General features: G+C 72.6%; 15 protein-coding genes. 5 read left to right on the top strand and 10 right to left on the bottom strand.

Features of this window, described 5'->3' with window-relative positions; translation table 11 throughout:
- Positions 1-19 precede the first annotated feature (19 nt).
- The 5 genes from ACYQ8Q_RS05030 to ACYQ8Q_RS05010 form a co-directional block, all read right to left on the bottom strand.
- Positions 20-2,539 carry an AAA family ATPase gene (locus ACYQ8Q_RS05030; RefSeq protein WP_460062298.1) on the bottom strand — a complete coding sequence of 840 codons (2,520 nt, stop codon included), beginning with the start codon at positions 2,537-2,539 and terminating at the stop codon, positions 20-22.
- Positions 2,536-5,658 (bottom strand): LuxR C-terminal-related transcriptional regulator, encoded by a 3,123-nt coding sequence (locus ACYQ8Q_RS05025; protein WP_460062297.1) that lies wholly within the window; start codon positions 5,656-5,658, stop codon positions 2,536-2,538. The genes ACYQ8Q_RS05030 and ACYQ8Q_RS05025 overlap by 4 nt, the downstream gene beginning before the upstream one ends.
- 195 nt (positions 5,659-5,853) lie before the next feature.
- The gene (locus tag ACYQ8Q_RS05020) at positions 5,854-6,903 is read right to left on the bottom strand and encodes a sensor histidine kinase (protein ID WP_460062295.1); all 1,050 of its coding nucleotides are present in this window, start codon (positions 6,901-6,903) and stop codon (positions 5,854-5,856) included.
- Between the two features lie 759 nt (positions 6,904-7,662).
- Positions 7,663-9,069, bottom strand: coding sequence for a sensor histidine kinase (locus ACYQ8Q_RS05015; RefSeq protein WP_460062293.1), 1,407 nt, complete (start codon positions 9,067-9,069; stop codon positions 7,663-7,665).
- An 80-nt stretch (positions 9,070-9,149) separates the two neighbouring features.
- The gene (locus ACYQ8Q_RS05010; RefSeq protein WP_460062292.1) at positions 9,150-9,875 is read right to left on the bottom strand and encodes a response regulator transcription factor; all 726 of its coding nucleotides are present in this window, start codon (positions 9,873-9,875) and stop codon (positions 9,150-9,152) included.
- 185 nt (positions 9,876-10,060) lie between these two features.
- Here ACYQ8Q_RS05010 and ACYQ8Q_RS05005 point away from each other — a divergent pair, with 185 nt between their 5' ends.
- The 5 genes from ACYQ8Q_RS05005 to ACYQ8Q_RS04985 all read left to right on the top strand — a co-directional run bounded on the left by ACYQ8Q_RS05005 (position 10,061) and on the right by ACYQ8Q_RS04985 (position 15,259).
- A complete protein-coding gene (locus tag ACYQ8Q_RS05005; protein ID WP_460062290.1) occupies positions 10,061-11,344 on the top strand; it encodes a helix-turn-helix domain-containing protein in 1,284 nt (427 codons plus the stop codon).
- Positions 11,345-12,160: 816 nt separating this feature from the next.
- A complete protein-coding gene (locus tag ACYQ8Q_RS05000) occupies positions 12,161-13,102 on the top strand; it encodes an amidohydrolase family protein (protein WP_460062288.1) in 942 nt (313 codons plus the stop codon).
- Between the two features lie 125 nt (positions 13,103-13,227).
- Positions 13,228-14,106: an alpha/beta fold hydrolase gene (locus ACYQ8Q_RS04995; RefSeq protein ID WP_460062287.1), complete on the top strand. Its 879-nt coding sequence runs from the start codon at positions 13,228-13,230 to the stop codon at positions 14,104-14,106.
- Between the two features lie 207 nt (positions 14,107-14,313).
- Positions 14,314-14,862, top strand: a complete 549-nt coding sequence (locus tag ACYQ8Q_RS04990) for a hypothetical protein (RefSeq protein WP_460062285.1) — start codon at positions 14,314-14,316, stop codon at positions 14,860-14,862.
- A gap of 106 nt (positions 14,863-14,968) precedes the next feature.
- A complete protein-coding gene (locus ACYQ8Q_RS04985) occupies positions 14,969-15,259 on the top strand; it encodes a hypothetical protein (protein WP_460062284.1) in 291 nt (96 codons plus the stop codon).
- A gap of 190 nt (positions 15,260-15,449) precedes the next feature.
- Here ACYQ8Q_RS04985 and ACYQ8Q_RS04980 read toward each other — a convergent pair whose 3' ends face one another.
- The 5 genes from ACYQ8Q_RS04980 to ACYQ8Q_RS04960 all read right to left on the bottom strand — a co-directional run bounded on the left by ACYQ8Q_RS04980 (position 15,450) and on the right by ACYQ8Q_RS04960 (position 22,890).
- Positions 15,450-16,604, bottom strand: coding sequence for an ABC transporter substrate-binding protein (locus ACYQ8Q_RS04980; protein WP_460062281.1), 1,155 nt, complete (start codon positions 16,602-16,604; stop codon positions 15,450-15,452).
- A 102-nt stretch (positions 16,605-16,706) separates the two neighbouring features.
- A complete protein-coding gene (locus ACYQ8Q_RS04975; protein WP_460062280.1) occupies positions 16,707-19,241 on the bottom strand; it encodes an ATP-binding cassette domain-containing protein in 2,535 nt (844 codons plus the stop codon).
- A 12-nt stretch (positions 19,242-19,253) separates the two neighbouring features.
- The gene (locus tag ACYQ8Q_RS04970) at positions 19,254-20,123 is read right to left on the bottom strand and encodes a branched-chain amino acid ABC transporter permease (protein WP_460062277.1); all 870 of its coding nucleotides are present in this window, start codon (positions 20,121-20,123) and stop codon (positions 19,254-19,256) included.
- A 202-nt stretch (positions 20,124-20,325) separates the two neighbouring features.
- Complete coding sequence (locus ACYQ8Q_RS04965; RefSeq protein WP_460062275.1) at positions 20,326-21,696, bottom strand: FAD-dependent oxidoreductase; 1,371 nt, start codon at positions 21,694-21,696, stop codon at positions 20,326-20,328.
- A 126-nt stretch (positions 21,697-21,822) separates the two neighbouring features.
- Positions 21,823-22,890 carry an alcohol dehydrogenase catalytic domain-containing protein gene (locus ACYQ8Q_RS04960; RefSeq protein WP_460062274.1) on the bottom strand — a complete coding sequence of 356 codons (1,068 nt, stop codon included), beginning with the start codon at positions 22,888-22,890 and terminating at the stop codon, positions 21,823-21,825.
- Positions 22,891-22,946 lie beyond the last annotated feature (56 nt).

Raw genomic sequence — 22,946 nt, 5'->3', positions numbered from 1 at the left:
GTACATGGAGTGCGCGGCGTCAAGGGCCCATCGACATCCCGCCGTCCTGGTTCCCCGGTCCGGCCGACGCGGTGCCCGACCGTACCCCGCAGCGCGCTCCGGCGGCCTCCCGGGCGACCACGCTCTGGACGAATCGCCGGGACGCGGGGGTGTGGCCCAGTCGGCGCAGCGCGTGTTCGGTCAGCCGCGCGGCCTGCGGCGCCGGTGAGCCGAGGCCACGGCGCAGGTCGGTCCAGGCCAGGGCGGAGTCGGTGCCCCACCGGCTGGCCAGCCGCGACTCCTCGGCGAACAGCTCCGCCGCCCGGTCGTTCGCCCCGCAGCCCAGGTGGGCCAACGCCGCCAGCGAGCGCCAGGCCACCAGCCCCGGGTTGGCCCACCCCCGGGCAGCCATGCGCCGGCCGCACTCCTCGGCCTCCGCCAGCGCCTGCCGGGGACGCCCCTGACAGAGGTACAACTGGGCGCGGGCGTAGAGCAGATGGATCGAGGCGTCGCTCTCGTCGGCCCCGGGCGTCAGCTCCTCACGGGCCAGCCGGTCCGCCTCCGCGTACCGCTCCCGCGCCACCAGGAGACGGATCTCCAGCGACCGCAGCAGGGTGAGCCGGGTGGGATCCCACACCTCCGCCGGCGCCAGGGACCGGCAGGAGGCGAGGTCGTGCACGGCGGTGTCGGGGGCACCGGCCTGAAGGTTGAGCTGCGCCCGCAGCAACCGCCCCCACACCACCAGTGCGGGGCTGCGGCGGCGTCCGGCCTCGGCGAGGGCGACGTCCAGGGCATCACGTGCGGCGTCGTGGGCGTCCGCGACGGACAGGGCGCAGCAGGCGGAGAACCGGGGGAGCAGCGCTTCGTCGAGCGGCGCCCGCAGGGCCTGCCGGCAGAGCTCGCGCACCGCGGCCGCGTCGTGGCCGCGCACCGTCTGGCGCCACGCCTGCGCGGCGAGCGGGGTCGGACCGGGAGGAGAACCGGACGCGTCGTGTGCGGTCGGCCGGGCCCTGGATCCCCCGGACGGCCCGGGATGCTCGGCGCCCGCCTCGAGGATCTCCGCGGGGCCCGCGCCGTACGTCCCGTGCGACACCGTCAGCAGGGCATGGGGGCCGCGGCGGACCAGGAGGTCCTCGGCGGCGGCGCGCACCTGCGGACGCGCCTGCGATCCGGACAGCAGTTCCGCGATCCTGCGGTCCGCGGCCTCGGGCGCGGTCATCGTGTACGACTCGGCGGCCTCCAGGAGCACTTCCGCGCGCTCCTCGGCGTTCAGCGGTTCGCGCAGCGCGCGCTCCAGCAGGACGGCCGCTTCGGCGTGACGGCCGCGCGTGAGCAGGGTGCGGGCGGTACGGCGCAGCACGGACGGCACCCAGGGCTCGCCCAGCGGCACCGTGGTCAGCAGCAGAACGGCCAGCGCCTCCTCGTCGGCGTCACAGCGGTGCGCCGCGCGGGCCGCCTGCGCGTACAGCCGCTTGCGCTCGTCGCTCTCCAGGCCGGTCAGCAGACCGGCCGTGCAGCCCGTCATCCGCAGCCGCGGTGGATCGCCGTCGCCGATCAGGCCCTGTACCCGCAACGTCCGCAGGGCGCCTGGCAGTTCGGCCTCGTCCAGCTTCACCAGAGCGGCGACCCGCTCCACCGGCAACAGCTCCCGGCAGACCGCCAGCCCGCGGAGCAGCGCGAGCGGACCCGCCACCAGCTGTGCGGCCGACTCGTTCGCCCGGTCCCGGTGCGCGGCCTCGATCTCCTGGGAGAGCGCCGTCCGCAGTCCCACGGAGGACACCAGCGCGGGATCACGGCGGACCTTGTCCACGGACCGCAGCATCACCCAGGGACTGCCGCCGGTGAGGCGGCTGACGTCCGCCCACCAGACGTCGTCGGACGCCGGCGGGACGGGCAGCCCCGAGGCGGTGCACATCGCATGGACCTCGGGCACGCCGAGCGGGCCGAGTTCCAGCAGCAGTCCCCGGTTGTCGGGGGAGGCGGCCGCCTGGTCGAGGAGCCCGGCGCAGGCGTCGGGGAACTCGCCGTGGGCGCTGGTGACGGTCAGCAGCACCCCGAGCGGCGCCGCGGACAGCCTCCTCAGCAGTCCGGCGACGACCTGCACCGATTCCGGGTCCGCCCACTGGACGTCGTCCAGGGCGACGAGCGTCGGCCGGTGCGCGGCGGCCAGGAGGGAGCGGCACCACCCCTGCACGGAGTCCTTCGCGGACGGTTCACCGCCGAGGACCGCACCGCCCACCGGGGACCGGCCCGGCCGCAGCTGTCGTACGAAGGAGTACGGGGCGGGCGAGGACGGCGCCGTGCCCACCGCGGTCAGCACCTGGACACCGGCGGCCCGGGCGAAGGCCGTGCCACGCCGCAGCAGGCGGCTGCGTCCGGCGCCCGGGCCGCCGTGGATCACCGTCACGCCGGGATGCCCGGCGGCGAGCCGGTTCATCATGTGCAACAGCACCGCTTGTTCGGCCTCGCGCCCGTACAGCGGTGTGAAGCCGTCCAGGGAGGGCGGCTTGAGCGGGAACGGAGTGGAGGGCGCCGTCCGGCCGTCCGGTGCGGCACTCATCGGTCTCCGTCATCCGACGGGGACGCGCAGGTCCCGGTGGCCCGCAGGACGCCCACCAGATCCTCCCGGCCGCTCACGCCGAGTTTCTGATAGGCGTGGGTCAGATGCAGTTCGACCGTACGCCGGGTGATGTACAGCGTCTCGGCTATCTCCCGGTTGGAACGGCCGGCCATCGCCAGGGCGGCGACTCTGCGCTCCCGTGCCGTCAAGGCGTCGTCCGGGCGGCCGCTGAGCTGGCGGGGCCGCCCGCCCGCCTCGGCGAGCCGGAGCCGGATGCCTGTCGCGGCGTTGCCGGCCCCGCACCCGATCGTCAGGTCGAGCGCGGTCCGTAGCCGGGGCCGGGCGGCCAGCGGGTCGCCGGCGTCCAGCAGGGCGGCCCCCAGCGCGTACTCGGCGCGGGCCCGCAACAACCGCGCCGGGGATTCGGCCAGACGGGCGCAGGCGTCGTCGAGGAGCCGGTGTCCGGCCCGGCCCGGAGTGGCCAGCCCGCGGGCCAGCAGCGTCAGTCCGGCGCTGCGCGGGGTGTCGCCACGGCCGACGTGCGCGGCGCCCTGGGCCGCCACCTGCCGTGCCTCGGCCGGTCGGCCCAGCTCCGTCAGCAGGCCCGCCGTCTCCAGCCACCACGGCAGCACCAGCGGGGACTCGGCACTCTGCGGACCGAGGGAACGGCCGCCGGCGCGCAGGGCCACCAAGGCGCCGCCCAGGTCGCCGTGGGCGCGTCGCACGGCCGCCGTCGCCCACCAGTACAGGGGGTGCATGTGCGACAGCCGGCGCAGGTCGGCGCAGCCGACGTCGGAGAGGACGGCCGCTGCGGCGGCGAAGGCGCCGCGCTGGGCGAGGACGTAGGCGAAGACGACGGCGGACGTGACGGCGGGTCCGTCGTCGCGTCGGCGCTCGAGCTCCAGGGCCCGTCGGCTGTCCCGCTCGGCCGCGGGCAGGTCGCCCGTCGCGCTCAGCACCAGGGCCCGGACCGTGAAGGCCTGGATCCGGCTGGGGTCGAGTTCTCCGCGGAGCGGGTGGAGCAGGAGCCGGTCGAGCGTGGCGAGTGCCGTGGTGTTGTCGTCGCTGAGGTTCGCGACGACGGCGGAGGCGATCATCGACAGATCGTCCAGCGGAGTGCCGGGGGTGCCGGGGATGCCGACGGCGGTCAGGCCGGGGTGCTCGGGCACCGGGCGGCCGCTGAGCACCGACAGAGCGGCGCGGGCCAGCCGCAGCCGACGGTTGCCGGGGCCGTCGTCGCAGGGCTCGCTCGATGTCCGAAGGCGCTCCTTGACCCAGCGCACGGTCCCCGGTTCCAGTGCTCCGCTGAGCAGCAGGGCGGACTCCAGAGCCGCCCGGCACTCCTGCGGCACGACGGCCTGCCACGATCCGGGCCGGCGGTCCAGCATGCCGGCGAGCAGCCGGGCCGCCTCGTCACCGCGGCCGAGGGGGACGAGCGTGTCGGTGTACCGCAGGGCGAGCTCGGCGAGTTCGTGTCCGTCGGTGCTGCTCGCGAGGAGCATGCTCAGATGGTGGACGGCCAGATCCGGTGCGACGGTCCTGAGGGTGTCGGCCAGCAGCGCCCTGATCCGGCGGAGGGTGCGGGTGTTCTCCCCGGCGCCGATGTCCAGGGCGTGGGAGAGGTACCGTACGGCGGTCTTCGGGGAGTCGGTGGCCAGGGCCGCGCTGTAGAGGGCCTCCAGCATCCACGGTTCGGCCCCGAACCGGATCCGCAGGAGTACCTGCGCCACCTGGGTCGGGGGGCGGCCCGCGTCCTCCAGCAGCCGGGCGGCGCGGGCGTACAGCGGAATGAGGTCGTCGCTCGAGAGGCCGGCCGGTACGTCGTCGGCGGGATCGTGGGATCCGGCTCGCGCACCGTCGAGCGGCAGGATCCGGCGGTCGGCGAGTTGGTCCAGAGCCCGGCGCACGGTCGGCAGCGGCATCCGGATCAGTTCGCTGACCAACTCCGGTTCGGCGCAGCCGAGTACGGCCACCGCGGACAGGACGGCGGAGGCCGAGGAGGGCAGTTGACCGGCGCCCTGCGGCGTCGTGCGGTCTCCTCCTGTCGCCCCGCCCGTCGCGTCGCCTGTGCCGGTGTGCCGGTCGACGAACGCGTGGACGGCCGAGGGGATGCCCTCGGACCGCTCCTCGCACCCGCGCAGCAGGGCCGTGGAGGGTTCGTGCCCCAGTCTCCGGAAGAGCAGTTCGGAGATCTCGGTGCCGTTGAGGGGGCTCAACTCCCGTACGGTCCAGGGGTGGTGGGTGAGCAGGGCGGCGAGGGCCGGTGGCTCGGCGACGGGGGGCACCGTGATCACCGGCAGCAGGGGCAGGCCGACGGACCTGCGCAGGACGTAGTCGAGTGCGCGCAGCGACCGGGGGCGGGGCAGGTGCGCGTCGTCCATGGCGAGGACCACGGGCCCGCGCCGGCAGAGCTCCAGCACCGTCTCGTGGAGCTGATGACACGTCAAAGGGGTCTCGTCGAGCGGGGATCGGGCTCGGGCCGCTTCACCGTGTACGGCCCCGGCCGCGTCGTACCAGGTGCCGTCAGGCGGGCCGGCGCGCAGCACGGACGCCCAGGGCCCCACCAGGTCGCAGAAGGCCCGCAGCAGCGCGCTGCGGCCGACTCCGGCCGGTCCGGTCAGCATCACGCCGGGGGAGGGTCCGGATTCGGTCCCGGGGATACGGCGGATGAGTGCCGAGAGCAAGGTGGATCTGCCCACCAGGGGTTCGGCCGGGGTGTCACTCGTGAGCGGTGATCGAGGGGCCGGTAAGGCCGAGGTGAGGTTCACGGGGCCACCGAATGTTCTGTGGGGGACGGACACTTGATGGGCTTTGTGAGGAGACGCGGGGAAAAGGGGAGCCGGGCCGCGGGGGGCGGCACAACGGCACGGGGAGGGCGGAACTCGAGGTCGCCCAAGGGGTGAAGGGCGGGCGCGTTCACCGCTTTGTAAGCGGTTTTCAGCGCTCTCTTCTCGGTTCACAGTTGGTACACACACAACGCTGTGGATTGTAGCCGATACACACTGTCGACATGTGTGTGATGTGAAGGGCGCAGTGAGCGGAATGCCCGGCCGGGCGCTGCGGCGGCGCCCGGGAAAGGCCAGAAGTGCCTGCTGAGGTGCGTATTGCGTCCGGTTCATCCAATTCGCGTCGATGTGGAGCGGGTGTGAATGGAACGAGACTAGTGAATCACCTGGAATTCAAGTCAATAGCGCCGGTGGATAGCCTTGCGGCATCGCCCGCGCGGCAATTCCCGTGAGCGGCCGGGCCGTCCCGGGGGTCTTTCTTCTCGTGCGCGACGCCTTCTCGGTGGGGGAGCCGTGCGGCGGGCCGGCTCAGACGGGCAGCCGGATGCGGAACCACGCTCCCCGGCGGCCGGGTTCCAACGACACGGTCCCGCCGTGCGCGGTGACGATGGCCGCCACGACGCTCAGCCCCAGACCGTTCCCGCCGCCCGTGTCCGCGACCGGTGCGCGCGTCGACGCCCGACCGCCGTGGACGAACCGCTCGAAGGCCGAGTGCCGCAACTCGACGGGGATGCCGGGCCCGTCGTCGATCACCTCGATGACCCGGAAACCGTCCTCGGTGCCCAGCCCCAGCGCGGTGCGTGTGCCGCCGGGCGTGTGATGCCGCACGTTCGCCAGCAGGTTGGCGACCGCCTGGTAGAGCCGGTCCCGGTCGCCGATGACCGCGTGGGTGCCCGGCAGGATCGTGAGCCGGATGGGATGGTGCGCGGAACAGGCCTGGGCGTCGGCCACCGCCTCCCGGCACAGCTGCGCGAGGTTGACCGGCTCGCTGCGCAGCGGCTGGCCGAGGTCCAGCCTGGCGAGGAGCATCAACTCGTCCAGGAGCGCGGACATACGGCGCGTCTCGTCGCTCATACGGTCCATGACCAGGTCGAACTTCTCCAGATCGGCCAGGCCGCCCAGCCGGGCCAACTGGACGTAGCCGGAGATGGCGGTGAGCGGAGTGCGCAACTCGTGGCACGCGGTCGCCACGAACGCCATGATGCGCTGCTCGGCCTTGCGGCGCTGTCCGCGGTCCCGGTGCAGTTGAGTGCCGAGCCCCACCGCCGCCAACAGCGGCAGGAGGAGCAAGGCCAGCTTGAGCAGCGCCCGTGAGCCGGGGGTGCGCAGGGACGCCGTCGGGCCCATGACCCCCATGCTGTGTTCGCCGCTGCGGATCACGGCCACCCGTTCGCGTCCGCCACCGGCGGCGACCGTGTGGAGGGCCGTCGCGTTCGTCGTGGCCGGCCTGACCGGCGGTGGCGGCCCTGCGTCCCGCATCGGCCCGACGGACAGGACGAGAAGGAGCACCATGAGAGAGAGGGCGCCGACCGCCGCACCACCGTGCAGGGTCCACGCTGTGTTCAGGGGGCGAGGCACCGACACCGCGGTCTCCTCGTGGGTCTCTCGAAGATACACCTCACCGCCCGATCAGGGTGCCCTGCGCCAACGCGACGAAAACAAGCCTTGCTTGGCGGCACGATACCCAAGGGCCCTCTCCGGTCGGCAAGTCTCCGCGTGACGAGGTTGTTACCACGCGCTATCGATGTCGACAGGATGGTCGTACCAGGTGGGAAGGGCTGGAGGAGGACCGGCGGCCGATGCGCCGCCGAGTCGCGGCGCCGCCGCCTCCGAGGCCCGGACGGGGAGCCGGGTCGGCGTCCCGGCCGACCGGGCGGGCCCCGCCGTCGGCTGCGGCGGCTCCGGGCACCGTGGGAAAAGCACTGATCAATGGGTGTCGTAGGGCACGGAAGCGTCCAGGTGCGCGGCCACCCGCCCTCCGGCTCGGCGCCCCAGCCGGGGAACAAGGAGCGCATCCGGTCGTGACGAACTCCCGCCCCGTGAATCTAGGGGAATCCCTGGTTTTCGCGGAGGTGCGCGACACGGGTCGGGTGCCTGTGCCGAGCGCCATCTGATCGGCACGGACGGTGGCCGCGCGGAAGGTCCTCGGTACGCCCCGCGTCGGGCCCGGACGGGTCGTGTCCCCCGTCGTGGCGTGCCGTTGCGTGCCGTCGTGCGATCACCGCTGGACGGGCCGGTACGACCGCATGTGTCGGCCGTGAGGGGGGAGTACGGCCGCCTCCGTGGTGCGGGCGGCACCGGTGGCCCATCTGCCGCTCCGTGGGGCGTCGTTGCGGTTCAGGGCAGTGCCTGATGTGACGCGGGGTCGAGGCGGCGTCCCGCGCCGGCGGGCAGGCTGACCCGGAACCACGCGCCCCGTTCGGAGGGTTCGAGATCGATCGAGCCGCCGTGCGCGGTGACCACCGCCGCCGCCACGCTCAACCCCAGCCCGCGGCCAGGGCGTCGGGGCAGGTCCGGATCCGGGGGAGAGGAGCTCGACGCGCGGAAGAACGGCTCGAAGATCCGGTCCCGCACGCTTCCCGCGATCCCGGGCCCGTCGTCGATGACGTCGATGACATGGCGGTCACCGTCCAGCCCCAGCCGGACCTGGGCCGAGGTCTCCTCGGGGGTGTGGGCCAGCACGTTGGAGAGCAGGTTGTCGATGGCCTGCTCCAGCCGTTGCCGGTCGCCCTCCACCCAGTGCGGGAAGGACTCGACCACACAGCGCAGCGTGCGTGGAGTTCCGGGGGCCTGGGCCCGGTCCACCGCCTGGAGGCAGACCTGGGCCAGGTCCACCGGACGCTGTTCGAGCATGCCGCCGTGCCCCAGCCGGGCCAGCAGCAGCATGTCCTCGACCAGGCTGATCAGACGCCGGGTCTCCTTCTGGACGTGCCCCATGGCCTCGTCCAGTCGGCGCGGGTCGTCCAGCGCCCGGATCAGGGCCAGTTGGGTGTATCCGGTGATGGTGGTGAGGGGGGTGCGCAGTTCATGACTGGCGGCCTCGACGAGATCGCACAGCCTGTTCTCCTCCTGCCGGCGGCGCAGGGCTGCCTCCTGGATGCGCCGCAGCAGGTAGTTGTACGTGTCGGCGGTGCTCCGCAGCTCCCTGGGCGGCTGCGTCGTGACCGGGACACGCTCCGTGGGTTCCTCGCTGCCTTCCGCGATACGCCGGGCGTCGGCCGACATCTCCCGCAGGGAGGCGAACGCCCGACGAGTGCTCCACACGGCCCCCACGGCCAGCGCGACGATCAGCGGGACGCCGGTGGCCGTCTCGATACCCATGAGCGTCCGTACGGTCGCCTCGTCGGAGGCCGTCGACCGGGCGGTCACCAGATAGCCGCCGTCCGGCAGACGGTCCACCACGGCTCGTGCGGCTCGGCCCGGCACCGGCTGGGGCTGCTCCGTCCCGGCCCGCTCCCGCAACAGCGCCGCCGGCATCGGAAGCCTGCCGAGCAGGGACGTGGCCTCGGTCGGCAGGCGCACGATGCCGCGGTCGTCGGTCACCACGGACGCGGACTCGCCCTGTGCCGGGTACCAGCTCCGCCCGGCGCGCAGTGCCTCCATCCGGAAGCGGTGGCTCTGGACGATCTGCTGGTCCGTGCGTTCCCGGAGGCGGTACGACAGCGTGCTCACGCAGTAGACGTCGGCACCGAGCACGCCGACCGCGGCGATGACGAGGAAACCCCAGGCGAGCCTGCGTGCCAAGGACTTGGAGGGGGCCGGACGGGAGCGGGCCCCCCGGTCCTTTCGACGGCTTGGGGAGAGGCACGCGGGGGTGGACATCCTCAGTCCTCCGTGAGGTGTCCGGGAGGGGCCGAGCGCACCAGATAGCCCGCCCCGCGCACGGTGTGGATGAGAGTCTGGTCGGTGTCGCCCAGTTTCCGCCGCAGATAGTAGATGTAGGTCTCGACGATTCCGGACTCACCCCGGAAGTCGTAGCTCCAGACGTTGTCGAGCATCTGGGCCTTGGAGATCACCTGGTCGGCGTTCTCCAGGAGATAACGCAGTAACGCGAATTCCGTCGACGACAGCTGCACGGGCCGGCCGTGTCTCCAGACCTCGCGTGTGTCCTGGTCCAGCTCCACCCAACCGGCGCGCAGCCTGCGGCCGTTGGCCGGAGTCAGCTCACGTCCGCGGCGCATGACGGCCCGGATCCTGGCCACCACCTCATTGAGGTCGAACGGCTTGGTGACGTAGTCGTCGGCGAGTTCGAGTCCGCGGACCTTGTCCGCCACCGCGTCCCGGGCGGTCACGAACAGGACGGGAGCGTTGACGCCCGCGCCCCGCAGGCCGCGGCAGACCTCGAACCCGTCCATGTCGGGCAGGACGACGTCGAGCAGAACGACGTCGGGGGCACGGCTGGTCGCCAGGGCGAGCGCTTTGCTTCCCCGGTCGGCGGTGACCACCTCGAATCCGAGGAACTGCAACGCCATGGTGAGCATGGAGGCGATGCTGGACTCGTCCTCCACGACGAGCACGGTCGTTTTCGAGGACGTGTCGCTCTGGATCATCGTGTGCGCACCATGAAGTCGGTAAGAACCCATTGTTGTCGAGATCTGCCCGCGGAATCGAGGAAGACGGGATCAGGGCTGTCGTTGTCATGATGGCACAGGGATGATCCATCGGATCGTATTCCGATCGTGCTCTGAGCGGACTTTGATGTATCTCTGAAGTTCGTGGACTTTCCTGTCCTGACATGACCACACACGCGGAGCCGATACCCGACCTTCACCCACTCTTCGCGTCGGAGGGGATCGAGGTTGTCGACGAAGTACGCCGCAGAGTCCGGTGGGAGATCTTCTCGGCCCTGACCGAGGTGGTGTCCGGCCAGGGCGACTGGAGCTGGCAGAGTGCCGCTCGCATCCGCGCGGAGGGCCGGGCTTGGGCGCGACGGGGCCGGTCCCTCGACGAACTGCTCGCCATGGTGGGCGGTATGACCCGCCAGCTCATCAACCGCTGCACCGTCGGCGCCCATGACCAGGACGCCATGACGCACGAGGTGATGGTGCTGCGGCTCGGTGACGCCGGCAGGCTGGTGGGCCGTGAACTCAACTGCGGTTTCTTCGAAGTGGGGATCGGCGGTGAGGGCGCCCCCGAGCCTCCCCGCCAGGTCGCCGCGCCGCGCACCCGGCAGACGTCCGACGAGGCACGCGCGGTGCTGGCCGTACGTGCCCTGTCCTGCACGATCGCCGACATCGACCGGGTCTTCCGGGGTCTGGCCGCGGCCGTGGTGCCGACGTCCGAGGACGGAGCCCACGTCCTGCTGTGGGCCGCCGACCAGGAGGAGGCCGTCTCCCTCGCCCGGGAAGCCCACAAGGACCTTCCCGGCGATGTCTGGATCGCCGTCCACTGGCAGGACCCCGGCCCCGGCACACCGGGCGGACGGGCGGTGCCGGAGGGAGGCGGGGTGTCGGTCGCCGACGGCATCTGTGCCACGCTCCTCGCCCTCGAATGTCCGCCCGGGGTGTACGGACTCGACGACGTCCTGGTGGAGTACGGCGCGACGGAGACCCCGGCCGTGTCCGAGCGGCTTCTCAAAATGGTCGCCCCGCTGAACGAACACCCCGTCCTCTGGGACACCTTGACCGCCCTGATCGCCGCCGACGGGGTCCGTCACCGTGCCTGCGAGCGGCTGGGCGTCCACCGCAACACGCTGGACCGACGCCTCCAGCGGATCGGCATGCTCACCGGCCAGCGCCTCGACGGGCTGCGCGGTCTGTGCACCCTGCGTGCGGCTCTCGCCGTCGTGGCGGTCACCCGGCTCCAGCGCGCCGCGGGCCTGACCTGGTCCGAACCGACGACGCCGGGCGGGTGGTCCCCGGAGGAGACCCCTGACCTCGGCGACCACGAGGCCGTCCCGGACGGCCTGCCCTCTCACACCGCAGGCACGACCCGCACGCGCACCCCGGCCCCCAGTGGCCTGGCCCCCTCGTCATGGCGCCACGCCGGTGACCTGGACCAACGCTCCCAGCTGAGCTGAGCTGAGCTGAGCGAACGCGGCCATGACTCACGTCGTCCGCACATTCTTCAGAGCGCGGTGGAGGAGGACGGACCGAGTGGCGCCGCGGCCACCTCGCCCACGGCCACCGCATCCACCATCACACGGGCCCCACCGGCGAGCGCCGATGTCGAGGGGCCACGAGGACACCCTGGCGCACACTTCCCCCACCTTTCCCCCCCGGCGCCTCGGGCCCGCGAACCCGCCCTGGCGCCCCGGCCTGTCCACCGCGAGGGAAGCCATCCGGCGGTCCAGGGTCCGACGTTGACGTCACGGGTCCGCCCATGCCGGGCGAACGGGCGGCCGACGGCGCGTGTCGGTATCAGCCGTGGTCCGCTACGTTCCGCGGCCCTTGCCCGCCTGGAGCGGCAGCGGCCGCCTGGAGCGAGAGCGGCCACAGCCTGGTCCGCACCGCAGCCGCCCTGCGCGTCCACCACACCACGCTCGCCCTCCACCTCGCCTGCCTCACGGACCACCTGAAGCCGCCGGGGGACCGACCCGCTCCCCGGTCTCGCCCGAAGAACACGGGCAGGGTGCTCGCCGCCGAACCGCCCCGCCCAGGAAATCCGGAGCGCACGGGTTTCCGCCGCGAGGACGCCGTCGACGGCCAGGTGTCGCCGGGGTGGCCGCGTTGGACTGGCCTGTTCGAGTTGTTTCCGGGCCGCACGCGTCCGCTGTCCGGGGGCGGGGTCGGCCGGTCTGCCCGCAGCTGTTCGCCGGGGGCTGTCTCATGGTGGCGGGCCGTGCCCACGCGGTCTTCGCTCCTGTCCCCCGCTACCCGAGGAGGCTCGGACGGCCATGTCGCCGGACCCCGCGCGCATCGATGTGCACCAACACCTGATTCCACCGGAGTTCGGCGAGACGATGAGGCGCCGGGCCGTGGCCCTGGGGTGGCCCGCTCCCGCATGGGACGTGCGCAGCGCGGTCGCCATGATGGATCGCAGGTCGATCGCCACGGGCATCCTGTCGTTTCCCGCCCCGGTCACGGCTGCGGACGACGCCGCCGGGGCGGGTGCCGGTGCGCGGAGGGTGAACGAGTACACCGCTGAGGTGGTGAAGGACCGGCCGGACCGCTTCGGGCATTTCGCCGTGGTGCCGCTGGCGGACGTGGACGCCGCGGTGGCCGAGGCCGCGCATGCCCTGGACGAGTTGAACGCCGACGGGGTGATGGTCCTCTCCAACGAGCAGGGCCGTTACCTCGGCGATGCGGTGTTCGAGCCGTTGTGGGCCGAGTTGGACGCGCGTGCCGCCGTCGTCCTGGTCCATCCCACCGCGCCCCCGGTCGCCCCCGTCCCCGGTCTGCCCGGCCCACTGGTGGACTTCCCCTACGACACGGCCCGTACGGCCGTGCACATGGCGCTGAACGGCGTGCCGGGTCGGTATCCCGGGATCAGGATGATCCTTCCCCATGCCGGCGGGTTCCTGCCGTACGCCGCGGAGCGCTTCGCGGTCGCCGCACGGCTCAGCCCCGGCTTCACCACCGTCGGCCTCCTCGGCGAGCTCCGGCGCTTCTACTTCGACACCGCCCTGTCCGCCGGCCCGGCGGCCCTGCCCTCACTGCTCGCCTTCGCCGCACCCGGACATGTCCTGTACGGCAGCGACTTCCCCATGCTTCCCGAGGAATGGGCCCTCGGCTTCGACCGCGGGCTGGAGGAGTACGCCCACTGGGATGCCGGGCAGCTTGACGCCGTCAACCGGGGCAACGCCGAGCTCCTCTTCCCCCGCCTTGCCCGGTCTTGACACCGGCGGGGCGGTCACCGGGCGCCGGTGCTCTCGTCAAGCGACACGAGATCCGGGGCCGTGCGGTGGACGGACCGCCTTCGGGAAACGCGATCGACGCCTCCAACCAGGGACGGAGCCTTGCGGTGCGCAGTGATGTGCTGGAGACCGACGGAGCGCGCCTGTACCACGAGGTGCGCGGCAACGGGCCCGCCTTGTTGATGATCAGCGGTGCGGGAGGGGACGCCGGGTACTACACGGCGGTCGCCGAGGATCTGGCCGACGCCTTCACCGTGATCACCTACGACCGGCGGGGCAACTCCCGCAGTACCGGCCGATCCGCCTCGGCGGCGGACCTGTCTCAGCAGGCGGCCGACGCCCGCCGGCTGATCGAGTCGGTGGCGGGCGGACGGGCTCTCGTGTTCGGCAACAGCGCGGGCGCGATCATCGGCCTCACGCTGGCCGCGTTGCACCCTCAGGTGCTGGCCGGTCTGGTCGCGCACGAGCCGCCCGCCGTGAACGTCCTGCCCGACGGCGATCCGGATCGGAGCTTCTTCGACGACATGGCCGGGCTGTATGCCGAGGGCGGCGCGGCGGCTGCGGGACGCCGGTTCGCCGCGACCACGCGCGGCGAGGGGACGTACCGCTGGCCGGAGGACCTGTGGAAGCGGTTCCTGGACAACCGGGACCATCTGTTCGGCACGGAGTGGCCGGGCTTCGCCGGTTTCCGGCCCGATGCGGCGGCGCTGCGGGCCGTGCCCTTCCCGGTCGTGCTGGGTGCCGGAGCCGCCGACCGGGGTGCGTACTACGCGCGGCCGTCCATCGAGATCGCCCGCCGGATCGGTGTGCCGTGGGTGGAGTTCCCCGGCATGCACATGGAGTTCCTGCGCAGCCCGGCGCTCTTCGCCGGGGCCTTGCGGGTGCTGGCGACAGGGATGCTGACCGTCGAGGGTCAGGTGCCCGCACAGTGGACGGACGGGGCAGCGCCGACGCGGAAGCAGGGGCGCCCTGCCGAAACCGCGTGACGCCGAAGCCAACGTGGATCCCCGGCGTCCGGACGAAGTTACTCAGAGTGGCCGCACCGCTGTGGGTCCCGTACCGCTCAGCGCTCCCCATGCGCGCGTGCCCGGGCCGCCGGATACTCGATGCGGGCCCCATGCCCGCCAACCGCGGTACGGGCGCTGAGGAGCATCGGCCTTCCCGGCCCCGACCGACGAGGAGGGGATCTTGTCATGCGCTCCCGAAGGAACCCGCTGACCCCCCTCGCCGCGGTGACGGCCGGCCTGTTGGCCGGGGCGGTGGGAACGGTGTGTCTGGATGCCGTCCACTACCTGAAGTACCGTCGCGCAGGCGGCAGCGACCGCCCGCTCGCCTGGGAATTCGCACCGGTCGAGACATGGCAGGAGGCCCCTGATCCGGGCCAGGTGGCGAAGCGGCTGATCGAGGGCTTCACCCGGCGCCGGCTTCCTGATGGGTCCGCCTGGCTCACGAGCACCGTCGCGCACTGGGCCTACGGATCATCGGCGGGCGCTGCGTACGGCATCGTGGCCGGATCACTGCCCAGGCCCCACCCCGTGTACGGCGTGCCTTTCGGCGCCGCGGTCTTCGCCGGTGACTACGTCACCTTGCCGATCGCTGGGCTCTACAAGCCGATCTGGCAGTACGACATCAAGATCGTGGCCTGGGATCTCGGCGCGCACGTCGCCTACGGCACAGGCACGGCTGTCACCTTCTGGCTGCTCACCCGCCTCGGCACCGGCATCGTCGGCCGACGATCATGAGCCACCTGTCTGTGCCGACAGGGCTTTGTCATGTCTCCGTAGCGACCGGCGTGCCGTGCCTGCTACGATCAGGCTCCGATTTGAACACGTTCAAAGTGAGGATTGCGTGCCCGAGTCCGCCACCCCCGACCGAAGTGACACACCCGCCGTCGCCTTGGGGCCCACGGCGCTGATGCTCGGGGCCATCTCTGCAGTGGGGGCATGGCCGGCGTTCGTGTTCGCCGTGTTCCCGTGGTCGATCCTTGCCGGCGCCCTCTCCGTCACCTTCGGCGCCGCGGGTGTCTACTACGCTCGCCTGGGTACAGGTCGCTTGTGGACGGCCGTCACGGGGGCCGCTCTTGGGGCAACCGGATTGGCCGGTGCCATCACCTTCATCGGTGCGCTCGGCGTCCAGTAGACGACGGAGCGGGTTCAGCGGGACGAGCCTGAGCTGGCAAGATCGCCAGGGCGAACGGAGCCGCTCCCGTGCCACCGGAAGGCCAGGGCCCAGGGGCGGATCGCACCGGCGGGCACCGCTCCGGCCGTCATGCGCGGTGGTGCGGCGTGCCCGGTCGCCTCGGGCCGCACCACCGCGTCGGGACAGGTGGTCAGTCGCGTGCCGGGGGCGTGTAGAAGTCGCCGACGGACGTCCAGACGCCGTTCTTCACCTCCACTTTCTGCACACTGCGCGTACCCAGGTGATTGCCCGCGCTGAAGCTCATGACCGGCGACACCCCCGGGTCCACCTTGGTCGCCTTCTGGTAACCGGCGGTGAGGGACTGGGCCGTGACCTGCCCCTTCACGGTCTTCGCGATCTCGGCGAACACCTTGGCGTTGCTCCAGCCCCACAGGGCGAGGAAACCCGCGGTCTGGCCGGGCTCGTACTCGGCCATCGCGGTCCGGAACTCCTGCACCGCGGGGTCGTCGTCCGAGGGCGCCTTGACCAGCTGGACGGCCTTGACGCCCTCGGCGGCACCCTTGGCCAGGGCGATCGTCGACTCCGCCGCCACCGGGGCGTAGGCATAGGTGGGCAGCGAGAGGCCCTGCAGCTCGGCCTCCTTGAGGAAGGCGGCCGCCTCGGGGGAGGTGAGGATCAGGACGACCGCCTGCGGCTTCGCCGACTTCACCTTGCTGATCACCGGTGTGTAGTCGGTGGTCTGGTACTTGACCGGCAGCCGGTCGACCTCGACCGAGGGATCCACCTTCTTCGCCACCGGCGCCACCTGCTCGGCCACGTTCACGAACGCGGCCGGGTCACTGTGCACGACGAGGATCTTCCTCGCGCCGTCCTGCACCGCCCACGCGGCGACCGCCGCGGCCTGGTCCTCGTACAGGGTCTGGGTGCCGAACAGGCCGGCGCGCGGCGGCTTGTACCAGTTCTCGGCGCCGCCCACCTCGTTGAGGACCGGCACCTTGGACTGGTTGAGGACGAACGGGAAGGCTGCCTCCGCCTGGGAGGTGCCGTTGGCGTTGACGATGGCCACGACCTTGTCCTGGCCGACCAGTTCACGCGCGATCTGCACGGTCTGCTGCGGATCGGCCGCGTTGTCCTTGACGGTCCACTCGACCTTGCGGCCGTTGATGCCCCCTTGCGCGTTGAGCATCCTGAAGTACGCGTCGGCGCCGGCCTTCTCGGCCACTCCGTACGTGGCGGTGGAGCCCGTGAGGGGCAGCCACGCGCCAATGTGGATCTTGGAGGAGCCGCTGCCGCCGCCTGCCGACGCCGAGTCCTGACCGGCGCACGCGCTCGCGGTCAACGCCATCGCGGCGAGAACGGCCGTCGCTCCCGCCGCGCGACGGAATCTACTGTTTGTCCGGAACATGGTCCACCTCGTTCACAACGGTCAAAACGGTTACAACGGGGTTCACTTCACTTGGGAGGGCCGGGCGGGGGCCGCCGCGGTCGCAGCGGCCACCGGGCCGCCGCTGAAGTACGCCGATTCCGCGAGGGCCGCGAACTGCGGGTCGCCCGGCCGTCCCTGAGCGGCGACGACCCCCTCGTGCAGGACGGCCACCTCGTGGCAGACGGCCATGGCCCGGCTGAGCGACTGCTCCAGCAGCACCACCGTCAGACCGTCGTGGGTCAGCCCGACCAGCCGGTCGTAGACCTCGTCCACCAGGGCGGGGGCCAGCCCGAGGGCCGGTTCGTCCACGATCAGGACGTCCGGCCGGACGATCAGCGCGCGGGCGATGGCGAGCATCTGCTGTTCGCCGCCCGACAGTCCGGCGGCCGGCGCGGACATCCGGTCACGCAGCCGGACCGGCAGCCACTGGACGGTCTGCTCCAGCTGTTCGCGCAGCGCCGAGCCGGTGATGCCGGCCGCGTACGCGGCGACCTCCAGGTTCTCGCGCAGCGACAGCGTCCTGAACAGTCCGCGGCCCTCGGGAGCCAGACTCGTACGGACGGCGCCGACCGGCTCCCGTGCGCCGTGGCCGGGCCGGAGCGAGCCGTGCAGGATGCCGGCGAGGGTGCTCTTGCCCGCGCCGTTCGCCCCCGCGACACCGAGCACGCTTCCTTCGCGGACATCGAGATCGACGTCCCGCAGGGCGACCACGCCGCCGTACGAGTGACCGGCCCCGCGCAGCCGGATCAGGCTCCGTTCGCCCACGGCGGCGGGCAGTCGGGCCCGGTCGCCGACCGTCCCCAGGTAGGACGACCGCACCTTCGGGTCCTGGAGCACGGTGTCCGGGGTGCCGTCGCCGATGGTGCGTCCGAAGTCGAACGCGAGCACCCGGTGGGCGACGGAGAAGAGGTCGTCGAGGACGTGGTCGATGACGATCACGGCGGTGCCGTCGGCGTTGAGCCTCCTGATGTGCTCGGCCAGCAGCTCCCGTTCACCCGCGTCGAGCCCGCCGAAGGGTTCGTCCAGGATCAGCAGCCGCGGCCTCTCGGCCATCGCCCGCGCGAGGTCGAGGCGCTTCTGCAGGCCGAAGGGCAGCTCCGTGGGGCGACGGTCGGCCACGTCCGCGAGGCCCACGGAGTGCAGCAGCCGCGCCACGGCGTCGCGGTCACGGGCCCTGATACGGCGACGGGTGCACAACACGTTCTCGGCGACGGTGAGTTCGGAGAAGACCTCCGCGTGCTGGAAGGTACGGCCGATTCCCAGCCGTCGGCGCGCGGTGGCCCTGGCCCTGAGCAGCGGCCGGCCGGCGAAGTCGGCCGTCCCGCTCACGCGTCCCGTGCCGGTCAGTCCGGACAGGACGTTCAACAGCGTCGTCTTTCCCGCCCCGTTGGGACCGATGACGGCCAGGATCTCGTCCTGCCGCACGGACAGCGAGGCGTCCTCCAGGGCCTTGAGCCCGCCGTACGAGACGGACACGTGCTCCAGGCGGAGGAGGGCAGGACCCTCGCCCGCCGTCCCGGACGAGGGATCGACCGGCGGGAGCGCTGCCGGGCGTCCGGGGGAGGGCGGGTGTCCGGCCCCCGGCCGTCGCGGTATGCGCCGCAGGACGCCTCGCGCGGGCGCGGCGAGGGACGGTACGACTCCGCCGGGCAGGAAGAGGAGGACCGCGATCAGCACGATGCCCTGTACCACCGGCTGGGGCGTCCCCACGGCCGACGAGAGCGAGGGGCTCCACGTCAGATAGACGCCGCCGGCCACGGCCCCGAGGACCGAGCCGACCCCGCCGAGGACGCACGCCGCGATGAGTGAGATGCCGAAGGAGAGCGAGAACGGGTCCGGGCTGACGAACCCGGTGATCAGGCCGAGCAGCACGCCCGCGAGGCTCGTGCACGCGCCGCTCACCGCGAACGACAGCGAGGACTGCGCCTCCGGCGCGATTCCGACCGTACGGGCTGCCAGGGGATGGGACTTGGCGGCCACCAGCCGCATCCGCAGGGCCGAGGCACGGGCGGGCACGGCGAGGGCGAGCACCAGGGCCGCCGCGCCGACGGCGAGGTACTGGGGCTGTGTGCCGCCGGCCGCGAACGTGCCCAGGCCCAGGGCGCTGCGCAGGTCGAGCACCGGGACTCCCTGGTCGCCGCCGGTCACGCTGCTCCACCTGTTGACCAGTTCCAGCGTCACCGTGGTGAAGGCGAGGGTCAGCAGGGCGATGTAGAGCACCGAGAACCGGGCGCCCGCGTAGCCGAGGAAGGCGCCCAGGGCGGCGCCGGCGGCGACCGCCCCCAGGGCGGCCGTCTCCAGGGCCCAGCCGTGCGCGCTGCCGTACGCGGCGAAGTAGGCGCCGATGGCGAAGAACGCGGGGTGGCCCACCGACCAGATGCCGGACCAGCCCGCGAGCAGGCCGACCGACAGGACGACGATCGTGTACACGGCCGCCAGTGCCACCGAGTACATCTGGTACGCCGGGATCGCGCCGGCCGCCATGAACATCATGAGCACCGCGCCGGCGGCCGGTCCCAGGGCGGCCCGCGCCAGGACGGAACGGTTGAAGACCATGGATGCGACCCCTCAGACGCGCTGGAAGGTGCGGGCGCCGAACAGCCCCTGGGGGCGGATCAGCAGCACCAGCACGGTGAACGAGAACACGAACGTGTCGCGGAAGCTGGCGGAGACGTAGTTCGCCGCCAGGTTGTCCAGGACGCCGATCGCCAGCCCGCCGACGACGGCGCCGTACATGCTGGTCAGACCGCCCAGGAAGATCCCGGCGAAGGCCCGGAACAGCGGTGCGGTGAGCGCCGTGGTGGCCAGCCCGGAGCGCGGCGCGTACAGGCAGGCGGCCAGCGCGGCCAGACCGAGGCCGAGGGCCCAGGAGATCCGGGCGAGACGCTGGGCGCCGAGGCCGACGACCCGGGCCGTCTCGGCCGACTCGGCCACGGCCCGCATGGCCGAGCCGAGCGTGGTGCGCGAGAACAGATAGCCCACCAGTGCCATCGCCACCGCGGCGACGCCGATCGTCACCAGACTCTGCACCGGCAGTGCCGCGCCCGACCACCGCACGGTACTGTCCACCAGGTTGGGGAAGTCCCTGGGCTGTTCGCCCCACACCGATCCCGCCAGGTTCTCGGCGATCAGCGAGACGCCCATGGTCACGACGAGCGCGGAGAACAGCTGTCCCTGACCCAGCGGCCGGATCACGGTCTCGCGCACCAGCAGGCCCGCCGCGACGGTGACCGTGATGGCGGCGAGGAGGCCGAGCACCGTCGCCACCCCGCGGTCGTGGAGCGAGACCGCCACGTACAGGCCCAGGGTCGCGAGCGACGCCATCGCGAAGTTCACGACATCCGTGGCCCGGTAGATGATGACCAGCCCGAGGCCCATGAGGCCGTACACGGCTCCACTCGCCACACCGCTGACCAGGACAAGCAGGAACTGACTCACAGTCCCTCCCTCGGGGAAGAGCGCGTTTCGCGCCACGCGTGCCGGATGCATGGGTACCGTGGGCGGCGCTAAATCAAAGTGAACTCAATTCAGTACGCTAGGCAGGGGGGCGTCGGGCGGGCAAGACTCGTGCACGGGATTTGTGGACCGCCGAGGGCTGCCGAGGGCCGCCCGGGGCCGTTCAGGGTCGCCCCGGGCGGTCTCAGCGGCCGTCGGCCGTGGGTTTCCCGGCGAGCGCGGTACGAGCCGCCGCCAGCCCGAAGACCAGGGCGGGGGCGAGGCCGCCCGCGTAGGCGCGCCGGTACAGCCCGCCCGCGTCCGCGCCGGCCGCGAGCAGTCCGGGGACCGGACGGCACCCGGCGGCGCCCGTGTCCCCTTGCCCGGACAGGACCCGGGCCTCGGCGTCGATCAGCAGGCCGCCGAAGGTGAACGTGACCGCCGGGACGGCCTCGATGACGTAGTACGGCGGTTCGTCCAGGGGGCGAGGGTCCAGCAGACGGCCGGGCGCCGGGGCGCGGCCCGCTCCCGCGGTGGCGTTGAACTCCTCGACACGGTCGCGGATCACGGCGCCGGGATAGCCCCACTCCTCGGGCATCGCCGCGAAGTCCTCCAGATCGTCCGCCACCGCGCAGCGGGCCCCGGCGCGATGGCACAGCTGGAACTTGTCGACGCCCGGGATGCCCTCGACGTACGAGGCGCTGATCCACTCCCGGTGCACGCGCGCGTCCGCGACGAGCAGACCGCGGGCCCGCGGCCGGTCCAGCAGGGCCATGGCGGTGAGGTGGTCGCCGATCGTCTCGTCGACGAAGCGCTCACCCGTCGTGTCGAACAGCAGGGCGTGCTCGCTGTAGTAGAGCGCGAGGTCGACGAAGCGCGCCGGGTCGGCCAGGGAGACGCCCGCCGGCATCAGATGGCCGTAGAAGCCGGCGTCCTTCTTGCCGAACTCCGCACCCGCCGCCCGGCCGAGGGCGAGTCCGTCCCCGCGGCTGTGCGGGTTGGCCCGCAGGCCGATGTCCGCGGCCTGCGGGTGGAGGTGCTGGGCGCGCAGGCCGGGATCACCCTGGAAGCCGCCGGTCGAGAGCAGGGTCCAGGTGGCCTCGATCCGGCGGACCGAGCCGTCCGGCAGGAGGCACTCGGCCCCCGTCACCCTGCCGTTCTGCGTCAGCAGAGCCCGGGTCCACGTGCCGGTCAGCACCTCCTGGCCCCGGTCCCGGACCAGCCGTTCGCAGGTGTCGAGGTAATGGTGGGTGTCCACCTGGTGCCCGCGGCCGAAGCCGAGAACGGGCACCGGCGGCCTGCACTCCACACCGAGCGACCGGACCCAGGACACGCCGTCGGCGAACCCGTCGACCAGGGCGGCGCCCAGCTCCGGGTCGCCCTCCGGATTGACCCGGCGCAACTCCCCGGTCGTCGGGGCGGTCCAGATGAAGCCGGCGAAGCGTGCCGACCCGCCGGTGCGCTCCGCCTTCTCCACCAGCACCACCGAGCCGCCCTCGGCCGCCACCCGGGCGGCGGCCGAGAGTCCGGCCATGCCGCCGCCGATCACCAGCAGATCCACTGTGTCCGCGCCCATGGGCAGTCCACCGCCTTTGCGTCACTGAGTGGGACAAGACGCTAATTGAACTCACTTCTGCAGTCGAGAGGTTGGTGTGGGTGTGCTGCGGCGGTACGGTTTCGGCCGGGCCGGCGCGGTGGTCGGTCAGTCGGGGACGACGACCGCGCGCCCCCGCACCGCGCCCGCGCGCAGCCTCTCGAACGCTTCCAGGGCGCTCGACAGCGCGTACCGCTCGACCTCCACGCGCAGGGAGCCCTCGCGGGCCAGGGCGACGACCCGTTCGAGCTCGGGAACGGTTCCCCAGAAGGGCAGCGAGATCCGCGTTCCCGGCGGGAGCGCCCCGGGCTTGCGGACCGTCAGTTCACCGCCCCCGCTGCCGACCACGACCAGCTCCCCGCCCGCCCGCACTGCCGCGACGGCGAGTGCCAGGCTGGAGCGGCTGCCGACGAAGTCGAGCACGACCGCCGCCCCGGCCCCGCCCGTCCTGGCCCGCAGGACCCGGGCGGTGTCGGGCCGCAGGAGCGTCGCGAAGTGCGCGCCGCACGCGTCGGCCAGGGCCAGCGCCTCCTGTCGTACGTCCACGGCCAGCACCTGCGTGGACGTCGTCGCCCGCAGGATCTGGACGGCGAGGTGCCCCAGGCCGCCGACGCCGAGGACGACCACCCCCGCGCCGTCGGCGAGCGCGTGCCCTGCGGCGGTGACGGCGTGGTGGGCGGTGAGCCCGGCGTCGGTCAGCGGCGCCGCCTGGACCGCGTCCAGGTCGCCCACCGGGACCAGCAACCGGCCGGACGGCACGAGCAGTGTGTCGGCCATGCCGCCGTCCCGGCCCAGTCCCGCCCCGGTGCCGGTCCGTTCCCGGTCGAGAGCCGTGCGTCGGTCGCAGTAGTTCTCCGCGCCCGTGGCGCAGTGCGCGCACCGCCCGCAGCCCCATGGCCCGTACACGACCACCCGTTCGCCGACGGCCGGACCGGTGGCCCGCGGGCCCCGCTCCAGCACCCGGCCGGCGACCTCGTGGCCGAGGGTGAACGGCACGCGGTAGGGGAGGCCGCCCGGAGCGCTGTCGACGACATGGAGATCCGACCGGCACAGCCCGGCCGCCTCGACCCGTACCAGCACCTCCTCGCCCGTGGGTACAGGTCGCGGCAGCTCGGTGAGGACGGGTGGCCCGCCCCAGCGCGTCAGCCGGACCGCTCTTGTCCTGCCTGTTGACATGGTCGAGACGCTAACAAAAATGAAGTCAGTTCAGTAGAGTGGGAGTGAGGTGGCCG

Source organism: Streptomyces sp. YKOK-I1, from assembly GCF_054660435.1.
Note: the sequence above shows the minus strand (reverse complement) of the source record. Positions and strands in the feature narration are given on the sequence as shown.

What these genes read in the sequence shown, in the direction of transcription:
- ACYQ8Q_RS05010 (WP_460062292.1), bottom strand. Translation starts at nt 9,875, where the DNA reads ATGATCCAGAGCGACACGTCCTCGAAAACGACCGTGCTCGTCGTGGAG.
- ACYQ8Q_RS04975 (WP_460062280.1), bottom strand. Translation starts at nt 19,241, where the DNA reads ATGGTCTTCAACCGTTCCGTCCTGGCGCGGGCCGCCCTGGGACCGGCC.
- ACYQ8Q_RS05030 (WP_460062298.1), bottom strand. Translation starts at nt 2,539, where the DNA reads ATGAGTGCCGCACCGGACGGCCGGACGGCGCCCTCCACTCCGTTCCCG.
- ACYQ8Q_RS05000 (WP_460062288.1), top strand. Translation starts at nt 12,161, where the DNA reads ATGTCGCCGGACCCCGCGCGCATCGATGTGCACCAACACCTGATTCCA.
- ACYQ8Q_RS04965 (WP_460062275.1), bottom strand. Translation starts at nt 21,696, where the DNA reads ATGGGCGCGGACACAGTGGATCTGCTGGTGATCGGCGGCGGCATGGCC.
- ACYQ8Q_RS04960 (WP_460062274.1), bottom strand. Translation starts at nt 22,890, where the DNA reads ATGTCAACAGGCAGGACAAGAGCGGTCCGGCTGACGCGCTGGGGCGGG.
- ACYQ8Q_RS05025 (WP_460062297.1), bottom strand. Translation starts at nt 5,658, where the DNA reads ATGAACCGGACGCAATACGCACCTCAGCAGGCACTTCTGGCCTTTCCC.
- ACYQ8Q_RS04980 (WP_460062281.1), bottom strand. Translation starts at nt 16,604, where the DNA reads ATGGCGTTGACCGCGAGCGCGTGCGCCGGTCAGGACTCGGCGTCGGCA.
- ACYQ8Q_RS04990 (WP_460062285.1), top strand. Translation starts at nt 14,314, where the DNA reads ATGCGCTCCCGAAGGAACCCGCTGACCCCCCTCGCCGCGGTGACGGCC.
- ACYQ8Q_RS05005 (WP_460062290.1), top strand. Translation starts at nt 10,061, where the DNA reads ATGACCACACACGCGGAGCCGATACCCGACCTTCACCCACTCTTCGCG.